The 25,941-nt window shown below is 48.2% G+C and carries 22 protein-coding genes and 2 riboswitches; of the genes, 15 read left to right on the top strand and 7 right to left on the bottom strand.

Going from position 1 to position 25,941, the window contains the following annotated elements; genetic code table 11:
• Nucleotides 1–146: 146 nt before the first annotated feature.
• The 5 genes from NST83_RS24640 to rhaB form a co-directional block, all read right to left on the bottom strand.
• Nucleotides 147–2,450 carry a GDYXXLXY domain-containing protein gene (locus NST83_RS24640; RefSeq protein ID WP_342418041.1) on the bottom strand — a complete coding sequence of 768 codons (2,304 nt, stop codon included), beginning with the start codon at nt 2,448–2,450 and terminating at the stop codon, nt 147–149.
• A gap of 225 nt (nt 2,451–2,675) precedes the next feature.
• Nucleotides 2,676–3,572, bottom strand: coding sequence for an AraC family transcriptional regulator (locus NST83_RS24635; RefSeq protein WP_342418040.1), 897 nt, complete (start codon nt 3,570–3,572; stop codon nt 2,676–2,678).
• Between the two features lie 224 nt (nt 3,573–3,796).
• Nucleotides 3,797–4,642: a rhamnulose-1-phosphate aldolase gene (gene rhaD / locus NST83_RS24630; RefSeq protein ID WP_342416015.1), complete on the bottom strand. Its 846-nt coding sequence runs from the start codon at nt 4,640–4,642 to the stop codon at nt 3,797–3,799.
• Between the two features lie 53 nt (nt 4,643–4,695).
• Nucleotides 4,696–5,952 (bottom strand): L-rhamnose isomerase, encoded by a 1,257-nt coding sequence (gene rhaA / locus NST83_RS24625; RefSeq protein ID WP_342416014.1) that lies wholly within the window; start codon nt 5,950–5,952, stop codon nt 4,696–4,698.
• 12 nt (nt 5,953–5,964) lie between these two features.
• Nucleotides 5,965–7,446: a rhamnulokinase gene (gene rhaB, locus NST83_RS24620; RefSeq protein WP_342416013.1), complete on the bottom strand. Its 1,482-nt coding sequence runs from the start codon at nt 7,444–7,446 to the stop codon at nt 5,965–5,967.
• A 328-nt stretch (nt 7,447–7,774) separates the two neighbouring features.
• Nucleotides 7,775–7,878: riboswitch (purine riboswitch) on the top strand.
• Between the two features lie 150 nt (nt 7,879–8,028).
• Between rhaB and NST83_RS24615 the strand changes: the two genes are divergently transcribed.
• Nucleotides 8,029–8,646, top strand: a complete 618-nt coding sequence (locus NST83_RS24615; protein WP_342416012.1) for a xanthine phosphoribosyltransferase — start codon at nt 8,029–8,031, stop codon at nt 8,644–8,646.
• Nucleotides 8,640–9,947 carry a nucleobase:cation symporter-2 family protein gene (locus NST83_RS24610; protein ID WP_014278827.1) on the top strand — a complete coding sequence of 436 codons (1,308 nt, stop codon included), beginning with the start codon at nt 8,640–8,642 and terminating at the stop codon, nt 9,945–9,947. Before NST83_RS24615 ends, NST83_RS24610 begins: the two co-directional genes overlap by 7 nt.
• Nucleotides 9,948–10,030: 83 nt before the next feature.
• Here NST83_RS24610 and NST83_RS24605 read toward each other — a convergent pair whose 3' ends face one another.
• Both NST83_RS24605 and NST83_RS24600 read right to left on the bottom strand, forming a co-directional pair.
• Nucleotides 10,031–11,101: a hypothetical protein gene (locus NST83_RS24605; protein WP_342416011.1), complete on the bottom strand. Its 1,071-nt coding sequence runs from the start codon at nt 11,099–11,101 to the stop codon at nt 10,031–10,033.
• A gap of 106 nt (nt 11,102–11,207) precedes the next feature.
• A complete protein-coding gene (locus tag NST83_RS24600) occupies nt 11,208–12,023 on the bottom strand; it encodes a hypothetical protein (protein ID WP_342416010.1) in 816 nt (271 codons plus the stop codon).
• Between the two features lie 330 nt (nt 12,024–12,353).
• Nucleotides 12,354–12,547, top strand: a riboswitch (cobalamin riboswitch).
• 225 nt (nt 12,548–12,772) lie between these two features.
• Between NST83_RS24600 and NST83_RS24595 the strand changes: the two genes are divergently transcribed.
• From NST83_RS24595 to NST83_RS24535, 13 genes are all read left to right on the top strand, one after another.
• Nucleotides 12,773–14,356 (top strand): ABC transporter substrate-binding protein, encoded by a 1,584-nt coding sequence (locus NST83_RS24595; protein WP_342416009.1) that lies wholly within the window; start codon nt 12,773–12,775, stop codon nt 14,354–14,356.
• A 15-nt stretch (nt 14,357–14,371) separates the two neighbouring features.
• On the top strand, nt 14,372–15,301 hold the full coding sequence (nikB, locus tag NST83_RS24590) for a nickel ABC transporter permease (RefSeq protein WP_342416008.1): 930 nt from the start codon (nt 14,372–14,374) through the stop codon (nt 15,299–15,301).
• A 15-nt stretch (nt 15,302–15,316) separates the two neighbouring features.
• Nucleotides 15,317–16,132 (top strand): nickel transporter permease, encoded by an 816-nt coding sequence (gene nikC, locus NST83_RS24585; RefSeq protein WP_342416007.1) that lies wholly within the window; start codon nt 15,317–15,319, stop codon nt 16,130–16,132.
• On the top strand, nt 16,129–17,085 hold the full coding sequence (locus NST83_RS24580) for an ATP-binding cassette domain-containing protein (RefSeq protein WP_342416006.1): 957 nt from the start codon (nt 16,129–16,131) through the stop codon (nt 17,083–17,085). Before nikC (NST83_RS24585) ends, NST83_RS24580 begins: the two co-directional genes overlap by 4 nt.
• A complete protein-coding gene (locus tag NST83_RS24575) occupies nt 17,082–17,861 on the top strand; it encodes a dipeptide/oligopeptide/nickel ABC transporter ATP-binding protein (protein ID WP_342416005.1) in 780 nt (259 codons plus the stop codon). The genes NST83_RS24580 and NST83_RS24575 overlap by 4 nt, the downstream gene beginning before the upstream one ends.
• A 142-nt stretch (nt 17,862–18,003) precedes the next feature.
• Nucleotides 18,004–19,629 (top strand): nickel ABC transporter substrate-binding protein, encoded by a 1,626-nt coding sequence (gene nikA / locus NST83_RS24570; RefSeq protein ID WP_342416004.1) that lies wholly within the window; start codon nt 18,004–18,006, stop codon nt 19,627–19,629.
• Between the two features lie 46 nt (nt 19,630–19,675).
• Nucleotides 19,676–20,620 carry a nickel ABC transporter permease subunit NikB gene (gene nikB, locus NST83_RS24565; RefSeq protein WP_342416003.1) on the top strand — a complete coding sequence of 315 codons (945 nt, stop codon included), beginning with the start codon at nt 19,676–19,678 and terminating at the stop codon, nt 20,618–20,620.
• On the top strand, nt 20,620–21,450 hold the full coding sequence (nikC, locus tag NST83_RS24560) for a nickel ABC transporter permease subunit NikC (RefSeq protein ID WP_342418039.1): 831 nt from the start codon (nt 20,620–20,622) through the stop codon (nt 21,448–21,450). Before nikB (NST83_RS24565) ends, nikC (NST83_RS24560) begins: the two co-directional genes overlap by 1 nt.
• Before the next feature lie 20 nt (nt 21,451–21,470).
• Entirely contained in the window at nt 21,471–22,301 is an 831-nt protein-coding gene (nikD, locus tag NST83_RS24555; RefSeq protein ID WP_342416002.1) for a nickel import ATP-binding protein NikD, read from the top strand.
• Nucleotides 22,302–22,338: 37 nt separating this feature from the next.
• A complete protein-coding gene (nikE, locus tag NST83_RS24550) occupies nt 22,339–23,148 on the top strand; it encodes a nickel import ATP-binding protein NikE (RefSeq protein WP_342416001.1) in 810 nt (269 codons plus the stop codon).
• Nucleotides 23,149–23,288: 140 nt separating this feature from the next.
• Nucleotides 23,289–24,098 carry a transporter substrate-binding domain-containing protein gene (locus NST83_RS24545; protein WP_137060824.1) on the top strand — a complete coding sequence of 270 codons (810 nt, stop codon included), beginning with the start codon at nt 23,289–23,291 and terminating at the stop codon, nt 24,096–24,098.
• A gap of 30 nt (nt 24,099–24,128) precedes the next feature.
• A complete protein-coding gene (locus NST83_RS24540) occupies nt 24,129–24,845 on the top strand; it encodes an amino acid ABC transporter permease (RefSeq protein ID WP_044646437.1) in 717 nt (238 codons plus the stop codon).
• Between the two features lie 4 nt (nt 24,846–24,849).
• Nucleotides 24,850–25,617: an amino acid ABC transporter ATP-binding protein gene (locus tag NST83_RS24535; protein WP_342416000.1), complete on the top strand. Its 768-nt coding sequence runs from the start codon at nt 24,850–24,852 to the stop codon at nt 25,615–25,617.
• The last annotated feature ends 324 nt before the right edge of the window (nt 25,618–25,941 follow it).

The raw sequence follows: 25,941 nt of genomic DNA, 5'->3' as shown, positions 1-25,941 counted from the left end.
GGGGCGTTAAATAACCTGAATCTAAGGCTATCGCTCCAGAATATTGTTGCGTTAAACTGCCCGTTAACTTAATGGCGTATCGCCTGTCTAACAGCGTGACAGCATCCCACTTGACACGATAGTACGTTAAACACCACGGTCTCCGGTCAGCTTTCCGCCAAACGTTCCAGCAATGCATCACCATTACGGCTGACCCGAATATAAGCGTAATGAGCGTTCTGTTCAACATTACGCCCGGCTCCCTCAGGGATGAAATAATTCTCAATACCGTACTGAATACGTGAATCATTCCATTTTCCATTTAGAATAACCTCATGATTGGCAAGCTTGTCACCATCCTGATACAGTCGATCAACGGTGTATACTCCTTGGCTACTCGGAGCAAGCACGACTTTAACCTTGCCCTGATTCCAATTGTCCTGCGAAAAAGGGGTAGAGATATCGTAATTCAGCATGACATAATCGCCTTGTAACAGAGAGCGAGGGTCTATAGGGGCTAGTTTGAGCTTGATGGAAGTGCCTGTGGCAAGCAGGGTTTCACTTCTCACGGTCTGATAGCCGATCACACCGAGCTGTAGCACGATGACTACAGCGATCAGCAGCGGGCTTAAGCGCATGAAGCTAAAGCTGCGGTGGTCGGCCTCAAACGCTGTCTTGCCGCTATGGGCCATCCGCCGATCCGCCCACCACGTAGTTCCGAGTGCAATGATACCCAGCAGCGCCAGCGTAAAGGACTTATACAGTAGCGTCCACAACAAATCATAGTATTTGAAGCCAATAAAAATAAACCAGAACGCTACGCTTGTGAAGACCTCCGATTTTTGTTTTAGTCGGATGAAGGCAAAGACCATACCTGTAACGATAACGAAATAAAGAATGTTAATCAGCACATAAGAGTGTGGAATGACATCCTCGAAAAAGGTCGCCCACAACATAAACAGCAGGCTGAAAAATAAGGAGCTATCCCGAAGGTGTTTCCGCGATGCCGTCTTGGGTATAAAATAACTTGCTGCATACAGCACAGCATTGACCAAGAAAAGAGTGAGGATAATGTACTCAAAGGACCAGTTCCAAGAATCCCACTCCTGAAACTGCTGAAATAGAATGGTCGCCAAATTCAGGTTTACAAAGGTATAGGTGAAAAAGAGTTGCCTTTTCCCTTTGGAACGAAACCATCCTACAATAGAAACGATCAAAAACAGTACCGAAAGCAACGTTTGATCTGACCAGAGAATGGCTACCCAGCCTGTAATATAGCTGATCGTCAGCAAGGTATAACGTATGACAGAATCCAGCTTAGATTCCGGAATGACAATCATCGAAATCAAAAGCAGCAGCGACACACCCAACAGTACATATTCGGTGTGGTTTACATTCGTGCTAATGCTAATCAATCCGATCAGGGATATACTTCCGATCAGCACTCCGACTACCTTGATCATGCGGGAAACGGTTTTGCTGATCCATTCACTGCTACGTTCCTCGGGAACGGTTGTCTCAGTCTTTGATGTACTGATGCCCGTTGTCTCCGTATCGGATTTTGCGATATCCCCTTTATTCTCGTTGGATATTTCCCCAGCTTCCGGCGGTGTTTTCCCCAAACGATTCAAATAACGGAAAAACCATACATTACCCGTCAACAGCAGCGCCACAAAAATCAACCCAAAGACAAAGAACAGCGATGAAGAGTACGCTTCCGCCAGCTCGATAAATTTAAAGACAGCAAAAGCGGAGGTCGCCAATGCATTCAAGGTGAGCAGCGTTTTACTTAGTCGCACCTTGGTAAACACATAAAATGCAATAGCGATTACAGCGATACATGGTATGTTCATAACGAGACCATATTCATCCAATGCAAAAGAGTTAGTCATCGTCAGCATGGCAATATGGAAAACGATAAAGCTCATATATTTTAGCGGTCCAGAATTTGGGCGATGGAGTAATGTCAATAGAAACAACACCAGATTGACCAGTGCGAACACTCCGGCAATGGACAGCGACTCCAGTTCGCTATAAGACGTACTTTGCATCGTAGGGTAAAAATAAAGCCACAAACCGAGATGAATTAATACATAGGACAGTATATAAAAAGGATTGTAGCGTGTAATCCAGCTTAACAGCAGAGCCGGAACCGACCAAATCAAGAACAATCCGTAACTGTCCGCGTGGGAATTGTATATTTGACCGAGCAACGCCACGGAAATGCCAAAGGCTATACAGCCAGCCACCAGAAATATATTCGACAGAAAGGCTTGCTGACCGGGAATAGCGCGTATACGTGCAAATACAAAGGACAAGCCATAGAACAGAACGATAAGCGCAGCAGCCAGCACAATTTTGACCGTCCGATCCAGCCCACCCCAATTGGAGGCGAAAAAATAAATAATTGCGGCCAGTACCAGTGAGATGCCCAGCAGATAGCCCGTACGTATCGCATTGAATCGCAGCATTCGTTTCACGTACCTTTCCTGTTGGTTTGATGCCTATTATAACGTTGAAAGGTCTGAGAACCAAGTAGGAATTAGGATCAGGTCATAAAAAAAGGAGAGCCACCGTATACGGTTGTTCTCCTGTATCGCTACTGAACTCCATGCCAGCGTACTCGTGCTATCTTTTTTGTGCTAAATAACAGGGTGGTAAAGAGTGATGGAACCTACGCCATACGGTACTGTGCATTAAGCGTTGGCAGTGCGGATTTTTTGCCGGGCTTGATGCCGGAACCGATGCTCACGCGGCGGAATCCCGACTGTTTTCTTAAATGCCTTGGAAAAGGTGGACATATCCGTGTAGCCGATGGACTGGGCAATGATCGACAAATTGTAAGTCGTTTGCTCCAGCAATCTTTTGGCCTCATCGATTTTGAGGTTTTGCAAATACTTGGCGGGGGAAATCAGGAAGGTGGAATGGAATTTGCGTGAAAAATGCGCGCGATCCACGCCTACATGCTCGGCAATCTGTTCAATCGTAATGCGGTCACAATAGTGCATATCAATGTAATCTTTCCCCTGTTGTAGCCAATAGTCAGAGCATACATAGTTGCGCATTGTATCCGATGTGTTGCGGGACAGCTCCTCGAAAATCTGGTGCAGTGTAATCAGACGCGAGAGATCGCTGTCACGTCTGCTGTTGTCATTTACAATGGAAAACAAATTCGAGATGAGTCTAGTGACTTCCCCACTTACTGCGTTGGCCAAAAAAGGCGTACAGGGCTTAATCCCGATTCGCTCCAGCAGTGAAAGGGATTGGGGTCCCTCAAAACCAATCCATACCTTTTGCAACGGGCTCTCCTGTTCCGTGTAATATTCATGTGCAAGATGCGGGAAGAAGCAGAACAGGTCGGACTTTTGCACATGATATTTCTTTTGCTTATAAATAAACTCAGCCTGACCATCAAGCACAAAAATCAAATAGAAATATGGCACCACCTTGGGACCGACATGACAACTGGTCTTGGAAATATCCATACCGAGCCTGACTGGCCATATTGCGCTGGATTTTTCCAATTCAGTAGCTGTGAAATAATGATCTTCCACAATGTCGAAGTGATCTTCGTTTTTTACTCTTTTCACAATAATGTCACCTCTCCTTGTTGGAGATAAGGGGGTTTTGATTTTATTGTATATAAAGGAATGGATAATTACAAGTTAATTCATTGGAATTTAGGGTTATAAAATCAAACCTTGATACTATTAAGTGATAGCCTTTATGGAATAGATTGGCATGACAAAAGCTCCATGGCTGGTTTGAGACAAGCCGTGGAGCTTTTTAAGTTGTGAGCTATGAGGTTAGCCTATGTTTATACGCCCAGGATTCCTTCTTTTGGAATAACGTTAAAGGCTTTAGCCAGATCCGCCAATTCCTGATCCGTAATCCGCTGCTGGATATCATGCTTAGCAATGAGCATATAAATTTGCGCTGCTTTTTCAATCGTTTCAATCAGGCCAAACGCTTCATCAATGGAGCTGCCTGTTCCGAAAATACCGTGATGAGGCCATAATACGGCGTGATGATCCTTCATTTTTTTGGCCGTTTCGCGGCCGATTTCGCTGGAGCCCGGTACCATCCAAGGGATTACGCCGATACCGTCTGGGAAGACGACAATACATTCGGTACACATTTCCCACAGTGTTTTGGTGAACTGGTTTTCGTCCAGACTATGAATGAAGGTCATGGCAATGACATGGGTGGCATGATTATGAATCACAACACGATGGTTAGGATCAACCTTCAAGCGCTCAATGTGGCTCATAAAATGAGATGGCAATTCGCTGGTAGGTACTGCGTCATGCTTGAGGCCCCACAAGACTTCCAATTGCTCGCCATCCTGCGAGACACGAAGGACGCCTAAATTGGCTTCAGGATCGGCAAGGACGTTCTTGAAATATTTGCCTGATCCAGTGACGATAAAGTATTTGCCTGCCAGCTCATTCACAGGAAAAGCAGGTTTGATTGTACGAATAACATGATGGATATCAAGATATTTGGCTACCTCTGCTTCATCCAGAATATAACTGACATTCCCTCCGTTACGCTCATCCCAGCCGAATTTCCACATGTTTTGCGTAATTTCCGCCATCTCGCGGACGAATGGGATATCCAGTTCCGATTTCCGTTCTTTATGATTCTCCAACACTGTAGTCATGGGTGATCTCTCCCTTTGGATGATTTAAACATTCAAGCTTATACATGCGGTAGTTACCGTTTCAGCAGTACCTGTTGTTCATAGTTTTTCGCTTCGGCCAACCATTCTTCACGAACGGGGACACCGTTTTGAGCGCAATAGTAATCCCAGATGGCCCCGAACGGATACGATTTAAATTCTTCGACCAGGGCAAGACGAGTGGTAAAGTCCCGTTCCTCTTCAGCCTGCTTCAATGCTTCAATCGGTTCCAGCATAGCGCGAAGCAGTGCTTTGATCGTGTTGCGTGTTCCGATGACCCATGCAGCTACATGATTGATGCTACCGTCAAAGAAATCAAGGCCGATATGGGTTCGGGAAAGCAATTCTCCGCGAACCAGTTCACGAGCAATGTCGAGTAATTCGTCGTCCATGGTCACCACATGATCGCTGTCCCAGCGGACGGGTCTGCTGACGTGGAGCAATAATTGATTGGTGAACATCAGCACGGAAGACAGTTTATTTGAAATGACTTCAGTCGGATGGAAGTGACCGGAATCGAGACAAATGGATTTACCCCGCGTCAGCGCATAACCCATATAGAATTCATGCGAGCCGACGACATAGCTTTCCGAACCGATGCCGAACAGCTTGCTTTCAACTGCGTCTATGTTGTATTCTTCACTGATTTTTTCACTGAAAATCTCGTCCAGAGAATCTCTAAGGCGTTCTCTTGGAGCCAAGCGGTCAACGGGGGTATCCTTGTAACCATCCGGCATCCAGTGGTTGGTAACACATGGCTGACCAAGCTCTTTTCCAAAATACTCTGCAATCCTGCGTGATTTTTTACAGTGAGTGATCCAGAAGTTACGAATTTCCGGGTCCTTGTGGCTCAGTGTGAAGCCGTCTTCCGCTTTGGGGTGGGAGAACAGTGTGGGGTTAAAATCAAGCCCCAATCCCTGCTGTTTGGCCCAGTCTACCCAGTTCTGAAAATGGCGCGGCTCCAATTGATCCAGATCCACTTGTTCTGTAGTATCCGCATAGATGGCGTGCAGATTGACCTTGTGTTGACCCGGAATGAGCGACAGGGCTTTCTCTAAATCCTGACGCAATTCATCCGGTGTACCTGCTCTACCCGGGTAGTTGCCCGTTACAGCAATGCCCCCGCTAAGCTGTTTGTCTTTGAACAGGAAGCCCTGAACATCATCTCCCTGCCAGCAGTGTAATGATATTTTGATCTCTGAAAGTTTCTGTAAAACGTCATCCACCTGAATACCGTGGCGGGCATACAGCTTTTTCGCTTCGTTATAACTGGCTTCAATGGCTTGATTCATGGGTTTACTCCTTTATCGAGATATCTGAATAGAGGACGCTGTTTGCTTCCTGAGATTTTCCCAGCGATCCAGAACTTCTCCCAGTCCATCCACTGTCCTCGGCTGATATAACTGGGTCGGGAAGGATTGGGCAATGACGCTGCCAGCAGCTTGGAGATCGTCAAGAGCGCCAATGCTGATGAGCTGCACGACAATATTACCGATGGCCGTAGACTCCGAAGGGCCTGCGTGAACCTCAATCCCCAAAAGATCGGCTGTTAGCTGACACAGCAATTCGTTATTAGCGCCTCCGCCGACAATGTGCAGTCGGGTAACCGTTTCGTTTGTTAAACGCTGTAGCTCATGTAAGGCATCCCGGTAGCTCAAGGCCAGGCTGTCGAAAATACAGCGGGCGAGCGAACCTGGTGTCCGGGGAATGGGTTGCCCCGTTTCCTCGCAGAATCGTTGAATTTCAAGAGTCATGCTATCCGGGTTTAAAAATGCGGGCAGGTTGCAGAGAACGAGACTGGCAAACGGCGTTTCTGCCGAAGCCAATTGGGCCAATTGGGCAAAGCTAAGAGCGGAACCACCCTCTCTTCTTACCTCCTGAATCATCCATAGGCCCATAATGTTTTTCAGAAAACGGTACGTATCGTAAGCTCCCCACTCATTGGTGTAGTTCGCCTGCATGGCTGCCTTGGTATTCAAGGCTTGTTGCCGCTCCATTCCCAGAAGTGACCACGTTCCGCTGCTAATATAGGCCCACGATTCTTCCCGCTTCGACGGAACACCCGCCACAGCTGAGGCTGTATCGTGTGTAGGCACGACGATGAGCTGGCAGTCTGGAAGATCGTACTGCTGAACAAGCTCTGGTAAGATTGCCCCCAGAGTCTGACCAGGCTCGGTAAGCGCTGCAAATTGATTACGGCGAAGCTGGAGCAGGGCCAATAGTTCTTCATCCAGCTCCCGGGTTTTCACATTTAAAAGCTGCATGGTAGATGCATTTGTCGTTTCGTTCATCATGATGCCTGTAAGGCGGTAGTACAGATAATCGGGAACCATCAATATTTTATTGGCTTGGGCAAGCTGTCCCTGATCATGGACGAACAGTTGATACAGCGTGTTAAAGTTCAGTTCCTGAATGCCTGTCTTCTCATATACATCTTCTCTGCTTATGAGCTGGTGCAGCCTTTCGGGTGCATGAAAAGTTCGTGCATCGCGATAGGCGTAGATATCATGAATGCGACGACCTTCCTGATCCAGCAGGACGTAATCTACAGCCCATGTATCTATGCCGAGCGTACAGGAATGAATCCCCTTCTGTTTGGCTTTTTGCAGTCCTTTTATGATCTCGTCAAACAGATCATCGACATTCCAGTAATCATGTCCGTCCCTTTCCGTAAAGGAGTTGCCAAACCTGTGAAGCTCTTCCAAGTGAAGCTGGCCACCTTGCAGGGTTGCACTTACGAGTCTTCCGCTTGAAGCCCCAATATCAACAGCAAGATAGTTATCCATATAAAATCTCCTTACGCGGGTGAAGTCATGGCAGTCGAAGCTCCTGCCTCTTTACATCTTATATAATTCAATACTACTTCCGTTTTTCTGTGTAGTCAACATAAACGGAAGTTAAATATATGGTTTTATTTTTGTTTTTCAAATTATAAATAAAATATAATATTGTTTGTGTTTTTTTATGTGAATTAATATCCGTTTTCTACAATATATGTACCTTAATCGGAGGGGGACGATGTTTTGTAATGTTCGAATTGTGGAATGTTCTTCAAGTGCCGCTGTCTGTATGAAAAATAGTCTTGAAACCGCCCGCCAGAGGGTGTAGTATACAAGGTATCAATTTCATATGACTCGTATAATATTGGGGATATGGCCCAAAAGTTTCTACCGGACGACCACAGTAATCGTCCGACTATGAGTGATAGCGCATCGGCTTCGGATGAATGCGGCATTTATTTGTGCGCTCATCCGTCAGGGACTACAACCCCAGGGACAGGCTTCACTTGAGAAACAACTCAAGAGAGCCTGTCCTTTTTTGGTTTTGGCAGGTTTATTTTATAGTAAAGAAGGAGCGATACCCGCATCATGAAAGTTTTGGAGGAACGTATTCGTCAAGAGGGACAGATTTTATCCGACACGGTATTAAAGGTAGATTCATTTTTGAACCATCAGGTAGATACAGCATTGGCGCTGGAGATTGGTAAGGAGTTCGCACGTCTTTTCGGCGCTGCTCCCATTACAAAGGTGCTTACGATTGAAGCAAGCGGTATTCAGTTTGCCATGGCTACAGCCATTGCATTGGGTGTTCCGTTTATCTATGCGAAGAAAAAGAAGGCCATCACGCTGAACGAGCAGGTATACTTCGCTGAGGTCCACTCGTTTACACGGCAGGAAACCTATCAGGTGAGTATTTCCCAAAAATATCTCGATGCCAGCGACCATGTGCTGATCGTGGATGATTTTCTGGCGACTGGCGCAGCATTGGTCGGACTTACGGATATTGTGAAGGAAGCAGGAGCGGAACTGGCTGGGGTCGGCTGCGTGATCGAAAAGAGCTTTCAGGAAGGCCGTGGACTGCTGGAACAAAGAGGCATTGTCGTACGCTCTCTTGCACGTATCGCTTCCATGGCACCGGGCGAGGTTCATTTTATAGAAGAAGCGGGTGCGGTGATTTCTTCTGTTAAGGAGAATGTGGGATGTTAAGCAAACAAAAGTTATTCGCACTGGGCTTCCAGCATGTGATGGCGATGTACGCTGGAGCGATTGCCGTACCTCTCATTGTAGGGGGAGCATTGCATCTGACACCAGCCCAGATGGCCTATCTGGTGGCTGCCGATTTGTTCACTTGCGGGATTGCTACGTTATTACAGATTATGGGCACGCGGTTTTTCGGCAGTAGATTGCCTGTCATTCTGGGCTGTACGTTTACGGCGGTGGGGCCAATTATCGCGATTGCCTCGACCTCGAATTTGGCGACCGCGTACGGAGCCATTATTTTATCCGGTATATTCGTGGTGCTCGCGGCACCGCTGTATGGCAAGCTGCTACGCTTTTTCCCGACGGTGGTTACGGGCTCGGTGGTTACGATTATCGGCTTGTCCCTCATTCCGGTGGCGATGAATAACGTAGCAGGGGGTCAGGGCAGCGCGGATTTTGGACAGCCGCGTAATTTGCTGCTGGCGTTAGTTACTTTGCTGGTTATTCTGCTCGTGAATCGGTTGGCCAAAGGCTTTTTGCGCTCAATTTCTGTGCTCATCGGTTTGTTTGCAGGCACGGTGGTTGCTTATGCAATGGGGATGGTGCATTTTGCTCCAGTGGCGCAAGCGTCTTGGGTGAGTGTTGCGCAGCCGTTTTATTTTGGCAAGCCTGAGTTTAGCATTATGGCAGTATGTACGATGATTATCGTTAACATTGTCAGTATGGTCGAGTCCACGGGCGTTTACCTGGCGGTAGGCAAGGCGATTGATCAAAAGGTGGAGCAGAAGCAAATCGTCAATGGGCTGCGCTCTGAAGGACTTGCGATTATGCTCGGGGGTATTTTTAATGCGTTCCCTTACACGGCATTCTCGCAAAATGTAGGTCTGATCTCACTGACACGCGTCAAGTCGCGGAACGTTATTTTTGCTGCGGGTGGTATTATGGTTGTTCTTGGTCTGTTGCCCAAACTGGCTGCCTTAACGACAGTGATTCCCAATGCTGTGCTGGGCGGGGCGATGATCGTTATGTTCGGTTCGGTTGCTGCATCGGGCATGTCTATTTTGTCAGAAGTGGACTTGCGAAAGGAAAGTAATCTGCTGATCGCGGCATGTAGTATTGCGGTGGGCCTCGGCTCTGCTGTGCTGCCCCAAATGTTCGACCAACTGCCGAGCTTTGCCAAAATGCTGCTGCAAAACGGCATCGTATCCGGCTCGATTACAGCGATTGTATTGAATATCGTTTTAACGAAAAAACAGGGCGAGTCAGTCAAAGGTGTGACGGTGGCGGAGGTTCCGCAAAAGGTTTAATGATTAGGGTTAGGTAAAGACAGCCGGAGAGAGGACGTAAGTCTCTTTTTCCGGCTTTTTGGCATGGGGTTATTCAGAATGATTTATTTGTTCAGCAGCATGAAGTTATTGATAAAACCCTCTTCCTGTATGAAGATTGGAGTTTGGATTTTTGATGTGAAATCATAATAATATACGCCGCTCCCTTCCTCCTGATTTTTCTGGGAGGCACTGCCTAAATAGTAGATGCCCTTGCCGTCCGGGGACATATAGATAAAGCTGCGGGATGAAATGGGTAGCTCTAACTTGGTGCGTTTACCAGTTGCAATATCGACAAGGCTATACTCGGGGTTGCCGTGATTAATGAAACGGGCAGTGACCAGGAGTAACTGATCATTACTGCTGGACATTGACAGGATTTGTTCGTTTTTCAGTGTGATGACAGGCCGCTCTTGTTTGGTTTCGTTGTTGATTTCTGTAACAGTATAGTTTGTGGGCGTTGTGAACGTATTTTTCTGTGAAGCAATGTCCGACTGTTTATCTTGCTCTTTCTCTGAAAACTGTGTATTGTAAACAGTATTTTTTGCGGAATTATAGGCTAGAGACCAGGTGTGCTTATCCTGATTTTCATCATGCAAGAACTGCATTGTATGAGTCGATTTATTATAGAAAATAGTTTTAAGTGTACGTTCTCCTTTTTTGACCGCAGCTAGAACGAGTGGACCTTCTGGAGTCGTTGGTACTATACGATTAATGGCAAACAAATTATCGGAAAGTTGCTCGGTTTTTTTTGAATTCAAATCGAACGAAAATAATTGATCTCCCTTGTTATCAACATCAGCAGAGTAGTAAATCTTGTGATCAGGTAATGACACTACAGAAAGTGGATATTGAGAGGTATAAGGAACATCGGCCAGCTTGGTCATTTTTTTGCTGCTCAAATCATACGTCATGACCCGCATAACCATACCTTTATCTGTATTTTTCCCATTCACATATTCAGTATAGGTCATGGATAGATATTGGCCTTGTTCGAGTGGAGCTGACTTTTCGCCTGATTGGATTTGTTTCGATGGATTTGATTCTGCTGCTGGAGTAGAAGGTGGAGAGCAGGCAGATAATAGAGCTGGAACGAGCAAGGAAATTATAATTAAGCGAATGTCGCTTGTTTTCAAAGGGATACATCCTTTCTAAGACGAGGGATTTAATGATTGAATATTGACAATTTAAATAGGGAAAAGGATAGGACGTAGGCCCTATCCTTCTTTCGATATGAAGATATTAGAACGAATAAAAATATCTTCCCGAAAATGAGAGAGACGAGCTCCATGTCAAGCCTAAATCCTGCACACCAGTTTTCCAAATATCAATAACAGCATCCGGCAGACTTCCATTGTCAGCCTTAGTGAAATCATGGACATTATTGTTATCAATATTTCTTACAGAAATTTTTGTTCCAAACTCTGGATTATCGATAGCCCCTTTTGTTGCACAGTCGCCTCTTTTTAGTGAATTGGAATTTTCACCTGTAGAGTCCGTAAAGTTTGTTCCTCTTCCTGTGCCTTGGACCTTGCCGCTCGATGTTCCGGTAATGACGATTTCATTATTATGTGCCCCGTATGTATAAGACCCTGGTGCTTTGCGTGTTCCGCGTGGTAATGCCTGAAGTGAAACATTATTAGTAGTAATCGCATTTTCCTTTTGATCAGGCAAGATAATATCTTTGATATAACCTTCACCATCATAAATTACTTTTAGACCAGGCTGAGGCGCAGGGTTATCAATATGATATACCGGCAGTGATTTAGCTTCTTCTTTGATTTCTTTAATCAGTGCTTCTTCTTTATCTAGCTCAATTTGTTGTTCAGCAGTGAGTGGGGCAATAGCAGCTAGAGATTTTTGTGGTTCAGGCACAGGAGTTCCTTTTTCTAATACAACCATGTTATTGTTCTCATCAAATTGGATGATTGTACCTGCTAACATTTGGTCAGGGATTTTTTCTTCTTTCTCAGCATGGGAGATTGCTGGACTAACGATTCCCCACGAGATGAATAACGTTGTAGCCAGAATTGCTTGAGGAAGAAACTTTACCTTCATAACAAATTGCCTCCTTGAAATATTTGTAAATCCATAGATAGCATAAGTGAGCTTACAAACTATATCAACCTTTTAATGGTATATATGAATATATTTATCTATATTTTTGTACTAGCAAGGGTCCATTAGTCGGATATATACGACATTTATTGACAGCCTTGCAACGCAAAGTCATAGCTTTGCTCCCCGCTGTATCATTAAAATTTGAATTATTATACGACATTTGTTGACAAGCCTGTAACAACAAAATAAGATAGTTCTAAATCGTAATATAAACGAATAAAGGAAGAAAACAGGTGTGAGCCGGACTACTCTATACACAGGGTTTCGTTGAGACTATGTAGAGAGTGCGTGTTCACTTAAAAGGGAAGTTCGGTAGATTCCGACACGGACCCGCCACTGTATACAGGCATCAGCAGGGGTATGCTGGAGCTTTCAGAACAGCCACTGGAACTGTGAGGAACCGGGAAGGCCTGAGAGATAAGCCTGAAGTCAGGAGACCTGCCTGTTTTAACATCACTGTCAGACCCACGGGATGCTGGGGAGGTGGTTGGGCGTGCTGCATACAGAATGTCTGAAACCGATCCGTTCCCTTCTATGCTTGAGGGGTGGCTTTGAGGTGAGCTTTGGCATTTGATAATGAAAGCATTTCTGACTGCTGATCAAGCGGTCGGGGATGCTTTTTTTGCGCTAGGTATTTGTGAATGACAAGATATTTGCGAATGACAAGACAGAGGGGGATAAATAAGATGATAAGCAATCGTAAAAAGCCTTCATGGTTCGTAGGTACAGGGGTGCTGCTGCTACTGGCAGTTATGGCTCTGGCGGGATGCTCCACAACCAATAAAACGGTGGAAAGCTCCGGTAAGGGTGAGAATGCATCGACACAACAAGCCAAAACGGACAAAAAGCTGGTGATGGCGTATACGTGGAAGCCGTCAGGTGTTGACCCGCATGGCGATAATAGCTGGGATGTTATGCGTTCTGGTGCAGGCGAGACACTTATCCGTTTGAATGAAAAGCTGGAGCCAGTGGCTTGGCTGGCCAAGGAATGGAAGCAGGACAGTCCCACAGTTTGGACGTTCAGCTTGCGGGATAAGGTCACCTTTCATGATGGAAAGAGTATGGATGCGGAAAAAGTAAAAGCTTCTCTGCTGCGATCCATCGAGAAAAGCCATCTGGCAAAGGATTTGCTGGACGTGAAGTCCATTGATGTAGCTGGTCCGCTGGCGTTGAAAATCACGACAAACCAGCCGAATGCAGCGCTGGTATCCAATCTGGCTGATCCATCCACGATTGTACTGGATGTAGCGTCCATGAAGGATGAGCAGAGCTACCCTGCGATGACAGGTGCTTTTAAAATTAAAGCGTTCAACAAGGATCAATCACTGGTCGTAGAACGTTATGACGGATATTGGGGCGAGAAGGCCCGGCTGGCTGAAGCAACGATGAAGTTCATCACGGATGGCAATTCGAGCCTGCTGGCGCTGCAATCCGGCGAAGTAGATGTAGCGACCGATATTCCGGTGGATAACGCGGAGGTATTGAAAAAGAACGATAAGCTGCAAGTGCTGTCGGCTCCCTCTTTGCGCACCCATATGATCGTGTATAACATGGAGTCGCCTGTGTTCAAGGATGCCGTTAACCGCAAAGTAGTGGACAGCCTGATACCGCGTGCATCCATTGTGAGTGCGATCATGAGAGGCTATGGTACGGAGGCAAGCAGCCCATTCCCGAGCATTCTCCCCTTCGGCAAGGTGGAACGTAAAGCGCTGGACGGCACGGCGGAGCAGTTGTTGACAAAAGACGGCTGGCAAAAGGATGCCCAAGGTACATGGACCAAGCAAGGCAAGCCGTTCGAGGTTACGTTGCTGACCTTCCCTCAGCGTCCAGAGCTTTCGGTCATGGCTGAGGTGATTCAGAGCCAGCTGCTGAAAGAGGGCATCCAGGTGAAGATCCGCAAGGTGGAAAATATCGACGACGCGCTAACCAAAAACGATTGGGATTTTGCCATGTACAGTATGCTGACTGCCCATACGGGGGAGCCGCAATATTTTATGGACATGTTTTATTCCTCTAAAAGCGAAGCCAATGTAAGCCGTTATAGTTCCAAACCGCTGGAGAACCTTCTTGGCAGCTTGAAGCTGGCGAAGGATACAGCGCAACGTAATGCTGTGACACTGCAAGCGCTGGATATCATTAATACGGATTTGCCGCAGTCGTTCATTGTTCATCCGGACAATGTATTTGGGGCGAAAAAAGGGGTAAAGGGCTTCACGCCGCATCCGATTGAGTATTACTACATTACGGCGCAATCCGATATTGCGGAATAACGGGCTGCATACCCTATGATTCGTTTTATCCTGGAACGTGTGGCGCAGTTGATCATCATTGTGTTTGTTGTATCCACGCTGACGTTTGTGCTGATGAGGCTGGCTCCCGGCGACCCTGCTACCATTCTGCTCACCGCGCATAATGTGCCTGCCTCTGAGGAGGCGTTGACGGCGCTGCGGAAGGAGCTGGGCTTGAGCGAGCCGCTCCATATTCAGTATGTGAACTGGCTGCGGGATGTGTTCACAGGGCACTGGGGCACCTCCTATGTATCCAAGGAGTCGGTGCTAACCGAACTGTGGAACAGACTGCCCGCTACTGTGGAGCTGGCTTCGGCGGGCTTTGTTGTCATGACGGTCCTGACTCTTGGAATGGGACTGGCTGCCTCGGTAAAATCCAGCGGTTGGCTGGATCGTCTGGGAAGGCTGTTTGCACTGCTGGGATCGTCCATTCCCTCTTTTTGGCTTGGCTTTCTGCTGATTTACCTGTTCTCTGTCTGTTTGGGCTGGCTCCCGTCCATGGGTCGGGAAGATTGGACTCATTTGGTACTGCCAGCGCTGACCCTTGGGGCAGGTTTGGGGGCTGTGCAAGCCCGTGTGCTGCGTGCCCAAATGCTGGAGCTGGGTGACCGGAATTTTGTGAAGGCGGCGAAGGCCAGAGGCTTTTCTCGCACCCATATTCTATTTTTTGAGATATTCAAGCATGCGATTTTGCCAATCATCACGCTGTTAGGCACGAATCTGTCTTTTATGCTGGCGGGCAATGTTATCGTAGAGACGATTTTTTCATGGCCGGGCTTGGGCAAGTATTTTATAGATGCGATTACGCAGAGGGATTATCCGGTGATTCAGGGGTATGTTATTTTTGCTGCATTTTTAATCGTAGGTGTTCAGTGTTTGGTAGATGTGGTCCAGGCTGCTGTAGATCCCAGGCTGCGTTTGCATTAGGGGAGGAAGTTGAAAATGAAAAACATGCGGCTGTCCTTCCAAGGGAGCTTACTGACAGGAGGAGTGCTGCTGGGCCTGATTGGACTGCTCGGGCTTCTGGCTCCATGGGTTGCCCCTCATGATCCTCTCAATGTCGATCTACTGAAGCGTCTGGAGCCGCCCAGCCGAGAATATCCTATGGGTACCGACCATTTGGGGCGGGATGTGCTGTCGCGGCTGATTTACGGGATTCGGACAAGCGTATTGATTGCCTGTGCGATTACAGCGGCTACGCTGTGCATCAGTTTGCCGATAGGCTTGCTCATTGGCTATGTGCGCGGGCGTGTGGACCAGTTAGTCATGCGGGTCATTGACGGCGTGCTAGCTTTTCCCGATATCATTTTGACGGTGGCGATTGTGGGTATCCTGGGTCCGGGCTTTGTAAACATGACCTTAGCGATTATTGCGGTACGGTGGGCCGGGTATGTTCGGTATATTCGCACCCTTGTTCAAAAAGCCTGTCAGGAGGACTATGTCCGGTATGCCCGTTTATCCGGTAATTCACATGTGCGCGTGCTGCGACGTTATGTATTGCCACAAGTGCTGCCACAGCTGCTTGTGTATGCGGTCTGGGACATCGGGCGAGTGGTGCTTATGGTTGCCGGACTTTCCTTTCTTGGGCTGGGTGTACAGCCGCCTAAGCCGGAATGGGGCGTGATGCTGCATGATGCAACCTCGTATTTTCAGGTGGCGCCGCATGTCATGATTTTTCCGGGTTTAGCGATTATGCTGTTTGTGCTTGCGTGCCAGCTTCTCGGTGACCGTTTTTCGGAAAAGGGGGCGGCAGAATGAAGGATGGGACAGGACATATGAAAGGGAATATGGCAGGGCGCAAGCCAATGTTGCACGTGGAACATCTGGAGATATGCCGCGTAGGCACAGGAGCGGGTACACGTATTGGCGCAGCAGCAGGTGGGAAGCCGGGTGCGAATGGGAAAATAATACGGATAAGCGACAACCAACCGCTGCTCCGGGATGTCAGCTTTTCTGTGTATCCAGGGGAAATTGTGGCTTTGACTGGGCCGAGTGGATGCGGCAAGAGTCTGACCGCGCACGCAATCTCGGGTATGCTGGAGGCGGGAATCGGCGTGACCCAGGGGCATATGTACTATAACGGGGAGGACATCGTCCCGTTCAACGAACGGCGCTGGGAAAGGCTGCGCCGTGAGGACATTGCCCTGCTCATTCAACAATCGCTGAGCGGGTTGAATCCGATCCGTACCGTCCGTGCCCAACTGACGGACACGCTTAGACTGCACGGGCGGCGCTGGATACCGTCCGTGCAGAAGGGGCATGCGGATGCTGCTCCCTCCCTTGCTGCACCGCAGCATGCCGCCCCACAGGGCGTGCTGCCCCGGATGCGGCAGATGCTGAGCGGGATTGCACAGATGGCTGGAGGCTACGCTACCCAAGCGCAGGAGGCTTATCTGTGCTCTTTATTGAGCAATGTAGGGTTTGCAGACCCTGAGCATATTTTATCCTCGTACCCTTTTGAATTAAGCGGAGGGATGTGTCAAAGGGTACTGCTGGCCGCGATGCTAAGCTCCGGTCCGCGCCTTTTTATTGCCGATGAGCCTACGACGGCGCTGGATGTTATCAACCGGGACAAGGTTCTGGCATTGTTCCAGCAGTTGAGAGAGGACTTGGATCTCACCATTTTGCTGATTTCTCACGATCGTCAGGGTGTAAGCCGTGTTGCGGATCGTGTGCTGGAGATGAGCCCGGAAGGAAGGATGCACGAATGATACTGGAATTAAAGCAAGTGACCAAAGTCTTTCCTGTCCGTAGACGGAGAAAAGGCTGGTTCAACAAGCAAGATAGTGAGCAGGCAGCCGTGAAGCAGGTGAGTCTGGAGTTGCAACGGGGAGAATGCCTCGGACTGGTTGGCGAAAGCGGAAGCGGCAAAAGTACGCTGGCACAATGTATCCTAAGGTTGGAGGCGTTAACCTCGGGTGAGATTTGGCTGGATGACCAGCCCATTCACACCGGAAGGATGAAGGATATCCATCTGTACAAGCGAATCCAGTTGGTCACGCAGGACTCGTCTTCCTCGCTGCATCCCCGAATGATGATCCGAGATATTTTGGAGGAACCGATTTGTAACTATTTTCCCGAACGAAAAGCGCAAGCGCTGGAGATCTGTCTGTCCCTGCTAAAATCGGTGGGGCTGGAGGCTGACTGTCTGGAGAAATACCCATCACAGCTAAGCGGCGGACAAAAGCAGCGGGTATGCATCGCCCGTGCGCTGGCAGTGGAGCCGGAAATCATCTTGTTCGACGAATCCGTCGCCAATCTCGATACGGCAACGCAATCTTCTGTGCTGGACATGCTCAAAAGAGTGCAGGTGGAGCGCCAGCTATCCTATCTGTTTATCACCCATGATCTTCAATCCACCCACACGTTTTGCGATCGGATTGCCGTCATGTATCAGGGGGAGATCGTGGAGATATTTCAGGAGTGGGATGAAAACCTGTTACGGCATGGATACACCCGTACCCTTTTTCAAACGTTGACGGAATGAGCCATACCTCTCATATTCTACAAATTTAAAATAAAAACGAGCTTTCTTTTTCGAATATTGTTGACAAAATAGGATGTGATACCTATTCTAAATATGATTATGATAATCATTATCACGTACATAGAAAAGGGGAAAACCATTGATGTCCGTTCGACAACGCAAGACTGCCACCCTTATGTTGGTGACGCTCCTCTTATTATCCGTTATTTTGGGCTGCGCGAAGCAGGAGAATACACCTGAATCCACCTCAACTGACGGAGCTGCCAATGAAAAGTCGATCACGCTATCATGGCCGCGCGACATTGGTACGATGAATCCTCACGTATACAATCCTTCCCAACTTTTTGCACAATCCATGATTTATGAGCCGTTAGTCAGTTACAAGCAAGGAGGCAAGCTGGAGCCTGCTTTGGCTGAATCCTGGACCATATCCAAGGACGGCAAAATATATACGTTCAAGCTGCGCAAGGGCGTGAAATTTTCTGACGGAACACCTTTTAACGCGGCTATTGTTAAAAAGAATTTTGACGCTGTTATGAAAAATGAGAAAACGCACAGTTGGCTTGGGGTGGTGGGCGTGCTCGACAAAACCGAAGCCGTAGATGACAGCACCTTCCGAATGACGCTTAAGGAGCCATACTATCCGGTGCTACAGGATTTGTCTGTTGTTCGTCCGTTCCGTTTTCTGGGTGAAGCCGGGTTTCCGGACGATGGAGATACGTCCAAAGGCATCAAGAAGCCTGTAGGTACAGGGCCTTGGATGCTGGATGAATACAAGCAAGATGAATATGCAACCTTTAAGCGTAACCCGAATTATTGGGGTACTGCACCAAAGGTAGATAAAATTATCGTAAAAATCATTCCCGATGGGGAAACACGTGTAATGGCCTTTGAGAAAGGCGATCTGGACCTGATTTACGGAGAGGGCGTCATTAGTCTGGATGCTTTCAAGCAGCTTCGCGACACAGATAAGTATGTGACCAAGCTGTCCGAGCCTGTCGGTACAAGAAGCCTGTTGCTCAATTCGTCCAATCCCAAGCTGGCAGACCTTCGGGTACGACTGGCGCTCCAGCATGGTTTTAACAAGCAGGCGATGGTGGAGGGCGTGACCTCTGGGCTGGAGGAAAAAGCGGATACTGTCTTATCCAAAAACTATCCGTATACCAATGTGGACTTACAGTCCGTTGACTATGATGTGGAAAAATCCAAAGCGCTGCTGGATGAGGCTGGCTGGAAGCTGCCCGCAGGTGGTTCGGTACGAGAGAAGGACGGACAACAGCTGGATTTTGAGCTGATTTTTGATAAAACCGATCCGATCCAAAAGGCGATGGCTGAAACCATTCAGGCGGAATGGGGAGAGCTGGGTGTCAAGGTGAACCTGACCGGGCTGGAGCTGACAGTTCAAATCAAACGCCTTAGATCCAATCAGTTTGATCTGTACTTCTGGTACAACTATGGTGCGCCTTATGATCCGCATTCCTTTATTAACGTCATTGCCAAGAAGAGCTTCGGGATTTCCGAAACACTGAGCGCACTCCCGATGAAGAAGGATCTGGATCAGCAGGTACACGAAGCGCTCTCATCGACTGATGAAACCAAGCGTCAAGAGCTGTATGCTTCGATTCTGACGACCCTTCAGGAGCAATCTGCCATTGTGCCTATTTCGTATATTAAGAAAACCGCAGTATATCAGAAAAAGATTACGAATTTTGTATTCCCGGCCAATCGTGATGAAAATCCGTTTGAGGGAATTGAAATCGGGAAGTAGTTGAAACCGAAGGGGAACGATAGCTTACAGGATAGGAGGATAACTCATGATCAGCTATATCGGGAAGCGAATGGTAGCGGTCATTCCTATTGTTCTCTTTGCCACCCTCGTTACCTTTGCGCTCATTCATATTTCACCAGTTGACCCCGCCGAGGCTTATTTGACAGCTGCTCATATCTATCCAACTCCTGAAATTCTGGAGCAGAAAAGACATGAATTCGGGCTGGATCAGCCTTTGCTGACACAGTATATGCATACACTTCAAAGAATCAGTCGGCTGGACTTTGGTACTTCATATCTGACGAACAAGCCGGTGTGGGATGAGGTGAAGGCGCGGCTGCCTGCCACCGTCGAACTGGCGCTGAGCAGTATGGTGCTATCTATCGTGGTGAGTATCCCGCTGGGCATACTGGCGGCGATGCGTAAAAATGGCTGGATCGACATGCTTAGTCGGGGAATTTCCTATTTTGGAGCGTCTATTCCTCAATTCTGGCTGGGATATCTGCTGATCTTCTTTTTCTCCGTGAGGCTGGATTGGCTGCCTGTAGAGGGGCGGGGGACATGGCAGCATCTGGTGCTGCCTACGTTGACCCTGTCGCTGGTTCTGATTGCTCTATATACGCGCCTGCTGCGCTCCAGTATATTGGAGCAGCTTCAGGAAACGTATGTGCAGTATGCCAGAACCAGAGGGATTCGTGAACGGGTGATCATGCTCAAGCATGTGCTCAAAATTGCCATTGCCCCGCTGATTACGGGTATGGGCATGAATCTGGGCAAGCTGCTGACCGGAACGATTATTGTCGAGCAGGTGTTTTCATGGCCCGGGTTTGGCCGTTATTTTGTGGAAGCGATTTTTAACCGGGATATTCCCGTCATACAATGCTATGTGTTTCTGGCGGCATGCCTGTTCATCGTATGCAATTTGCTCGTTGATCTGGTGCATTTGTATATGGATCCCCGAATTTCATCGAAGGGACGAGCAGAGCAGTGATGATAAGGTTGCGTACAATGTTCAAGGGTCAAAAGGTGATCGTGGTCTGCTCTGTAGTGCTTTTGATTCTTTTTATGATTATGGCGCTGGCCCCGTGGCTGGCTCCCCATGATCCGGTTAAAGTCAATTTACTGCATAAGCTGCAAGGCCCCTCGAAGGAATATTGGCTGGGAACCGATCATTTGGGTCGGGACAATCTGTCCCGGCTGCTGTATGGAGCGCGGATTTCGCTCGGTTTTGCGACATTAATTTTCTTGTCCTCGCTTAGTATCGGTGTTGTGATCGGATCGGTTGCAGGTTATTTGGGCGGCTGGGTCGATAGTGTGCTGATGCGGTTTTGCGAAGGCATTATGGCGTTCCCAAATCTGGTGCTTGTGCTGGGTATTGTCGGTATTTTTGGGCCGGGTCTCATGCAGGTACTGCTCGCCTTGATGATGGTGCAGTGGGTGTATTATGCCAGAATGTGCCGCAATATGGTCGTCAGTCTGAAAGAGCGGAATTTCATAGCTGCCGCAAGGATTAGCGGGTCCTCCTCAGGAGCCATTATCCGGCGGCATATCATTCCGAATGTACTGCGGCCGATTGTGGTCATGGGTACGCTGGAAATGGGCTGGGCGATCATGGATATTTCGGCGTTGTCTTTCCTCGGTCTGGGCATCCAGCCGCCGACCCCCGAATGGGGAGCGATGATCCATGAAGGAACGGGATACATCCGCAGTCATCCGGAATTAATGATCTATCCAGGCGTCATGATTCTGGTGGTGGTAATGGCCTTCAATATATTGGGGGAGGCGCTGTCCGACCGATACGGAATTGCCAAACGTCAGTAAAAACAGGAGTGAGAACAACGATGGACGACGGGGCGAAGTCGAAGGTGCTGGAGGTCAGCGGCTTGCAGGTGAAGCTCAAAACCGATGCAGGGGCGGTGTCTCTGCTGGAGCCGATCCATTTTGAGCTGAAAAAGGGACAAGTTCTGGGTCTTGTCGGCGAGAGTGGAAGCGGCAAAACCGTAACCTGTAACGCGTTGCTCCAGTTGCTGGATCGCCAGACGATGGACGTGGAAGGCAGTGTCCGTCTAAACGGGCGCGAGCTGAATGGAATGGCTTCAGAGGAGATACGGCGTATTCGGGGCAAAGACATCGCGTTTATTATGCAAAATCCAATGAGCGCCTTTACGCCGGTATATACGATTGGGTCTCAGTTTATGGAAACGATCCGCACGCACACCGGATTGACCACACGACAGGCCCGCGACCTTGCCATATCGGCTTTGGAAAACATGAATCTGCCCGACCCGGCCAAGCTGATGAAGCGTTATTCATTTCAGCTCAGCGGAGGAATGCTGCAACGGGTCATGATTGCCATTTCTATGTGCCTGCGTCCAGCGGTGGTGATTGCAGATGAACCAACGACGGCGCTCGATGTCGTTAATCAGCTACAGGTGCTAAGAGAACTGAATCGCTTGCGTACGGAATACGACACTTCCATTTTGCTGATCTCGCATGATCTGGGCGTCATATCCCAAATGGCGGATGAAGTGGCTGTCATGCAGCGGGGACGTATCGTTGAGCAGGCGGAGGTTCATCAATTGTTCGATCAGCCACAGCATGAATACACGAAAATGCTGCTGCATGCCAGGCCCAAGTTGTCCCTACGGGGCGTGAATCAGGTAGGCGAGTAGTCGCCTGTGGACGGTTATACTTTCAAAAGGGGAGCGAATGCGCGTGCTACAAGTGAAGGAAGTAACTCATAGCTATGGAAGGCGCAAATGGTTGGGCCGCTCCAAACCACGCTCCCCTGTGCTGGCAGACATTTCGCTTACCATAGAGAGCGGATTTTGCCTGGGCTTGCTTGGAACCAGCGGAGCGGGTAAAAGCACGCTGGGCAAGGTCATTCTGGGGCTGGAGAAGCCGCAGGAGGGTCAGGTGCTGTTCCAGGGGCAGGACATTTATAATGGAAGCACACAAGCCCGCAGGGGGCTGCGACGGGATATGCAGGTCGTATTTCAGGACTGTTATGCGTCTGTAAATCCCCGGATGACCGCTGGACAGATTATCGGGGAGCCTCTTGACAATTACGAGCGGTTATCGGTGCAGGAGCAAAAGAGAACGGTTGAGCACCTGCTGGAGCGGGTCGGTCTCAAGCCGGAGGATCGGAATAAATATCCGCATCAGTTTAGCGGGGGACAATTGCAGCGAATCAACATTGCACGGGCGATTGCACTCAAGCCCAAGCTCATCGTGCTGGATGAGTCCGTCAGTAGCCTGGATATGGTTCACCAGATGCACATTTTATCCCTGCTGGGAGAGCTGAAATCCTCGTTTGGATTGTCGTATCTATTCATCACGCATGATATTCGGGCGGCTTACGCCGTCTGTGATGGCTTTGCTGTGATGGAGCAGGGGAGATTGATCGAGCGCTGTGACGAGAAGGACCAGATTTTTAAATCCGCTCATCCGGCTGTGCAACGGTTGATCTCGTCCATATTGCCGGAACATCCAGCAGACCGTCTTTCACTTCATGTATGAGAGTTGACCCGCAAGGGTCCTTTTTTTTGTGCAACATATGGATAAGTAATTGAAATCAAATTTACTTGTTGTATTATTTGAATAACCCGTTATAATATAAAATCATAGTAAATTACTTGGATTAAGAAGGGGTATCACATATGAAGAAATCTGCTTTTGTTGCAGCGATTGGCCTATCTCTTGTGTTACTGACCGGAGCTTTGAGCGGATGCTCCTCTAAGGAAGTGGCGTCGGGGGATAAGGTGATCTATGTTGGCACACAAAATGACTACCCGCCGTTTGCTTTTGTGAATGATAAAAATGAGCTGACCGGATACGATGTGGAGGTAATTAAGGAAATAGACAAGAAGCTGGACGGCTACAAGTTTGAGTTTGTACCTTCGGGCTGGGATGCGATATTCCTCGCGCTGGATTCGAACAAAATTCAGGTAGTGGCAGACGAGGTTGCCAAAAATCCCGAGCGCGAGCAAAAATATTTGTTCTCGGATGAATCCTACTTTCAGGCACAATCCGTCATTGTTGTGAAAAAAGGTAGAACCGATATTCATTCCCTCAAGGATTTGGAAGGCAAGAAGGTAGCCGCCTCGGTAGGCGATTCCTACACACAATTGCTGGAACAGTACAATGCGAAGAACGGCAACAAAATTATTTTGAAATACAATGATACAGGCACTTCGTCCGACAACCTTCAGGACGTGCAAAACGGCCGGGTGGATGCCTATGTGAATGATCCGGTGATGGTGGCGGCAACGATTAAGAAAGAAGATTTGCAGGTGGAAGCTGTGGGCGATCCGGTGCAAAGTGACAACATTAACCTGGTGTTCAAAAAGGATAAGCAGGGCGAAGAGCTGAAAGCTAAACTCGACCCGATTATTAAAGAGCTTAAAACGGACGGAACGCTGAAAAAGCTGTCTGAACAATGGACAGGCGGAGAATTTATTCCTCAGTAACAACAACGTAAAGGGTAGAGTGGGGTTCCTATGGAAAAGCTGTTTGACCTTGATTATATGCTGAAAAGTCTTCCCCAGATCGTGGAGTATCTCCCCGTCACACTGTGGATTGCATTATTGTCCATGCTGCTGGGCTCGATTATCGGGTTGGCTACGGCCTTAATTCGTATATACAAGGTGCCTGTATTGGCGCAATTGTCTACGCTGTATGTCTCGTACATTCGGGGAACGCCGCTCATCGTGCAGCTGTTCCTCGTATATTATGGAATACCTAAGTTTTTGTATTATTTTCAGAGCGAATATGGATTCTTGCAGCAATTCAATGTCTATGTGATTCCACCCGAGCTGTTCGCATTGCTGTCATTTTCGTTGAACCTCGGTGGGTATCTGTCGGAGACGTTCAGAGCAGCCATTCATTCAGTGGACCGGGGGCAGTTTGAGGCTGCTAATTCCATCGGGATGAGTCAAACGCAGATTATGCTTAAAATTGTGCTGCCACAGGCGTTGACAGTGGCTTTGCCCAATTTGGGGAACACGCTGATTAGTACGGTGAAGGATACATCTTTTATCTTTATGATTGGTGTCGTCGATATGATGGGACAGGCCAAAATTATGGGAGCACGTGCGCTGGCCTTTTTTGAGGTATACGTTGCGGTGTCCCTGATCTACTGGCTGGTGTGCATCATTATTGAGCGTGGGCTTGTCGTGCTTGAGAAGCGTATTCGAATTTACGAAAGAAGTGAGTAAGGACATGATTCAACTTCATCAAATTCATAAGCACTTTGGACAGCATCATGTGTTGAAGGGTATAGACCTAACCGTAGGCAAAGGAGAAGTCGTGGTTATTCTGGGGCCAAGCGGATCGGGCAAGTCCACATTGTTGCGCAGCATTAATTTTTTGGAGCAGCCGACCAGCGGTGTCATTGAGATTGACGGTGTGAAGGTGGATGCAGCCAAGGCGGGGAAAAAGGATATTCTCGGACTGCGTACAGCAACAGCAATGGTATTTCAGCAATATCAACTGTTCAAAAACCTGAATGCCCTCCACAATGTCATGATCGGCCTGACCAGTGTCAAAAAGCTGGACCGCAAGCAGGCGAGGGAGATCAGTGAAGGCATTCTGGAAAAGGTCGGGTTGAAGGATCGCATGACCTACTACCCTGCCCAGCTTTCGGGTGGACAGCAGCAGCGTGTTGCGATTGCTCGCGCTTTGGCACTGAATCCGCAGGTGCTGCTGTTCGACGAACCAACGTCCTCACTCGACCCCGAACTGGTGGATGAAGTGCTGTCGGTCATTCAAAAGGTAGCGAGTGAAGGCAATACGATGATTATCGTCACGCATGAGCTTGGCTTTGCGAGGGATGTCGCGGATCGGGTCGTGCTGATGGAGCATGGCGTAATCGTGGAGCAAGGCCCGGTGGAGCAGTTTTTCACCAATCCGAAGGAAGAACGGACACGACAATTCCTGGGCAAAGCGTTGGTACAGAGAACGCCACAGGAGCAACCGGTATCTTCGTAAAATACGTGGAACGGGGTACAACAAGGTTCGCCTCCATATACAGTACCAGTGAAGACACCTTAAATGGTGTCTTTTTTCATTTCAGTGGCTGTTTTGGGCTATACACATGGCGGCTAGAAAGCTTGCTATGATACGATTTCTGGGGCTTACGGTTAATGAATACAGTGAGTTTACTGATGCTATGCGAAGATGGGCAAGTTTGGCCGTCACGTAACCAGTGTTAAATATAGCCGCCTTCCATATTTCCTCATCCGTACTTCGATTCGTTAAAACTACTTCTCTAAAACCTCCAAAGCTTCTTCGTTTTCTTTTACTAAACTGCTC

Origin of the sequence: Paenibacillus sp. FSL R10-2782 (assembly GCF_038592985.1) — a bacterium.
GTDB lineage: Bacteria > Bacillota > Bacilli > Paenibacillales > Paenibacillaceae > Paenibacillus > Paenibacillus terrae_C.
The sequence above is the reverse complement of the archived record's forward strand: the minus strand, read 5'-3'. Positions and strand labels throughout refer to the sequence as shown.

Bases quoted from the DNA above. Each gene is read 5' to 3' on its own strand.
- NST83_RS24640 (WP_342418041.1), bottom strand. From the start codon at position 2,450: ATGCTGCGATTCAATGCGATACGTACGGGCTATCTGCTGGGCATCTCA.
- rhaD (WP_342416015.1), bottom strand. From the start codon at position 4,642: ATGACTACAGTGTTGGAGAATCATAAAGAACGGAAATCGGAACTGGAT.
- rhaA (WP_342416014.1), bottom strand. From the start codon at position 5,952: ATGAATCAAGCCATTGAAGCCAGTTATAACGAAGCGAAAAAGCTGTAT.
- rhaB (WP_342416013.1), bottom strand. From the start codon at position 7,446: ATGGATAACTATCTTGCTGTTGATATTGGGGCTTCAAGCGGAAGACTC.
- NST83_RS24615 (WP_342416012.1), top strand. From the start codon at position 8,029: ATGAAAGTTTTGGAGGAACGTATTCGTCAAGAGGGACAGATTTTATCC.
- NST83_RS24610 (WP_014278827.1), top strand. From the start codon at position 8,640: ATGTTAAGCAAACAAAAGTTATTCGCACTGGGCTTCCAGCATGTGATG.
- NST83_RS24600 (WP_342416010.1), bottom strand. From the start codon at position 12,023: ATGAAGGTAAAGTTTCTTCCTCAAGCAATTCTGGCTACAACGTTATTC.
- NST83_RS24595 (WP_342416009.1), top strand. From the start codon at position 12,773: ATGATAAGCAATCGTAAAAAGCCTTCATGGTTCGTAGGTACAGGGGTG.
- nikB (WP_342416008.1), top strand. From the start codon at position 14,372: ATGATTCGTTTTATCCTGGAACGTGTGGCGCAGTTGATCATCATTGTG.
- nikC (WP_342416007.1), top strand. From the start codon at position 15,317: ATGAAAAACATGCGGCTGTCCTTCCAAGGGAGCTTACTGACAGGAGGA.
- NST83_RS24580 (WP_342416006.1), top strand. From the start codon at position 16,129: ATGAAGGATGGGACAGGACATATGAAAGGGAATATGGCAGGGCGCAAG.
- NST83_RS24575 (WP_342416005.1), top strand. From the start codon at position 17,082: ATGATACTGGAATTAAAGCAAGTGACCAAAGTCTTTCCTGTCCGTAGA.
- nikA (WP_342416004.1), top strand. From the start codon at position 18,004: ATGTCCGTTCGACAACGCAAGACTGCCACCCTTATGTTGGTGACGCTC.
- nikB (WP_342416003.1), top strand. From the start codon at position 19,676: ATGATCAGCTATATCGGGAAGCGAATGGTAGCGGTCATTCCTATTGTT.
- nikC (WP_342418039.1), top strand. From the start codon at position 20,620: ATGATAAGGTTGCGTACAATGTTCAAGGGTCAAAAGGTGATCGTGGTC.
- nikD (WP_342416002.1), top strand. From the start codon at position 21,471: ATGGACGACGGGGCGAAGTCGAAGGTGCTGGAGGTCAGCGGCTTGCAG.
- nikE (WP_342416001.1), top strand. From the start codon at position 22,339: ATGCGCGTGCTACAAGTGAAGGAAGTAACTCATAGCTATGGAAGGCGC.
- NST83_RS24545 (WP_137060824.1), top strand. From the start codon at position 23,289: ATGAAGAAATCTGCTTTTGTTGCAGCGATTGGCCTATCTCTTGTGTTA.
- NST83_RS24540 (WP_044646437.1), top strand. From the start codon at position 24,129: ATGGAAAAGCTGTTTGACCTTGATTATATGCTGAAAAGTCTTCCCCAG.
- NST83_RS24535 (WP_342416000.1), top strand. From the start codon at position 24,850: ATGATTCAACTTCATCAAATTCATAAGCACTTTGGACAGCATCATGTG.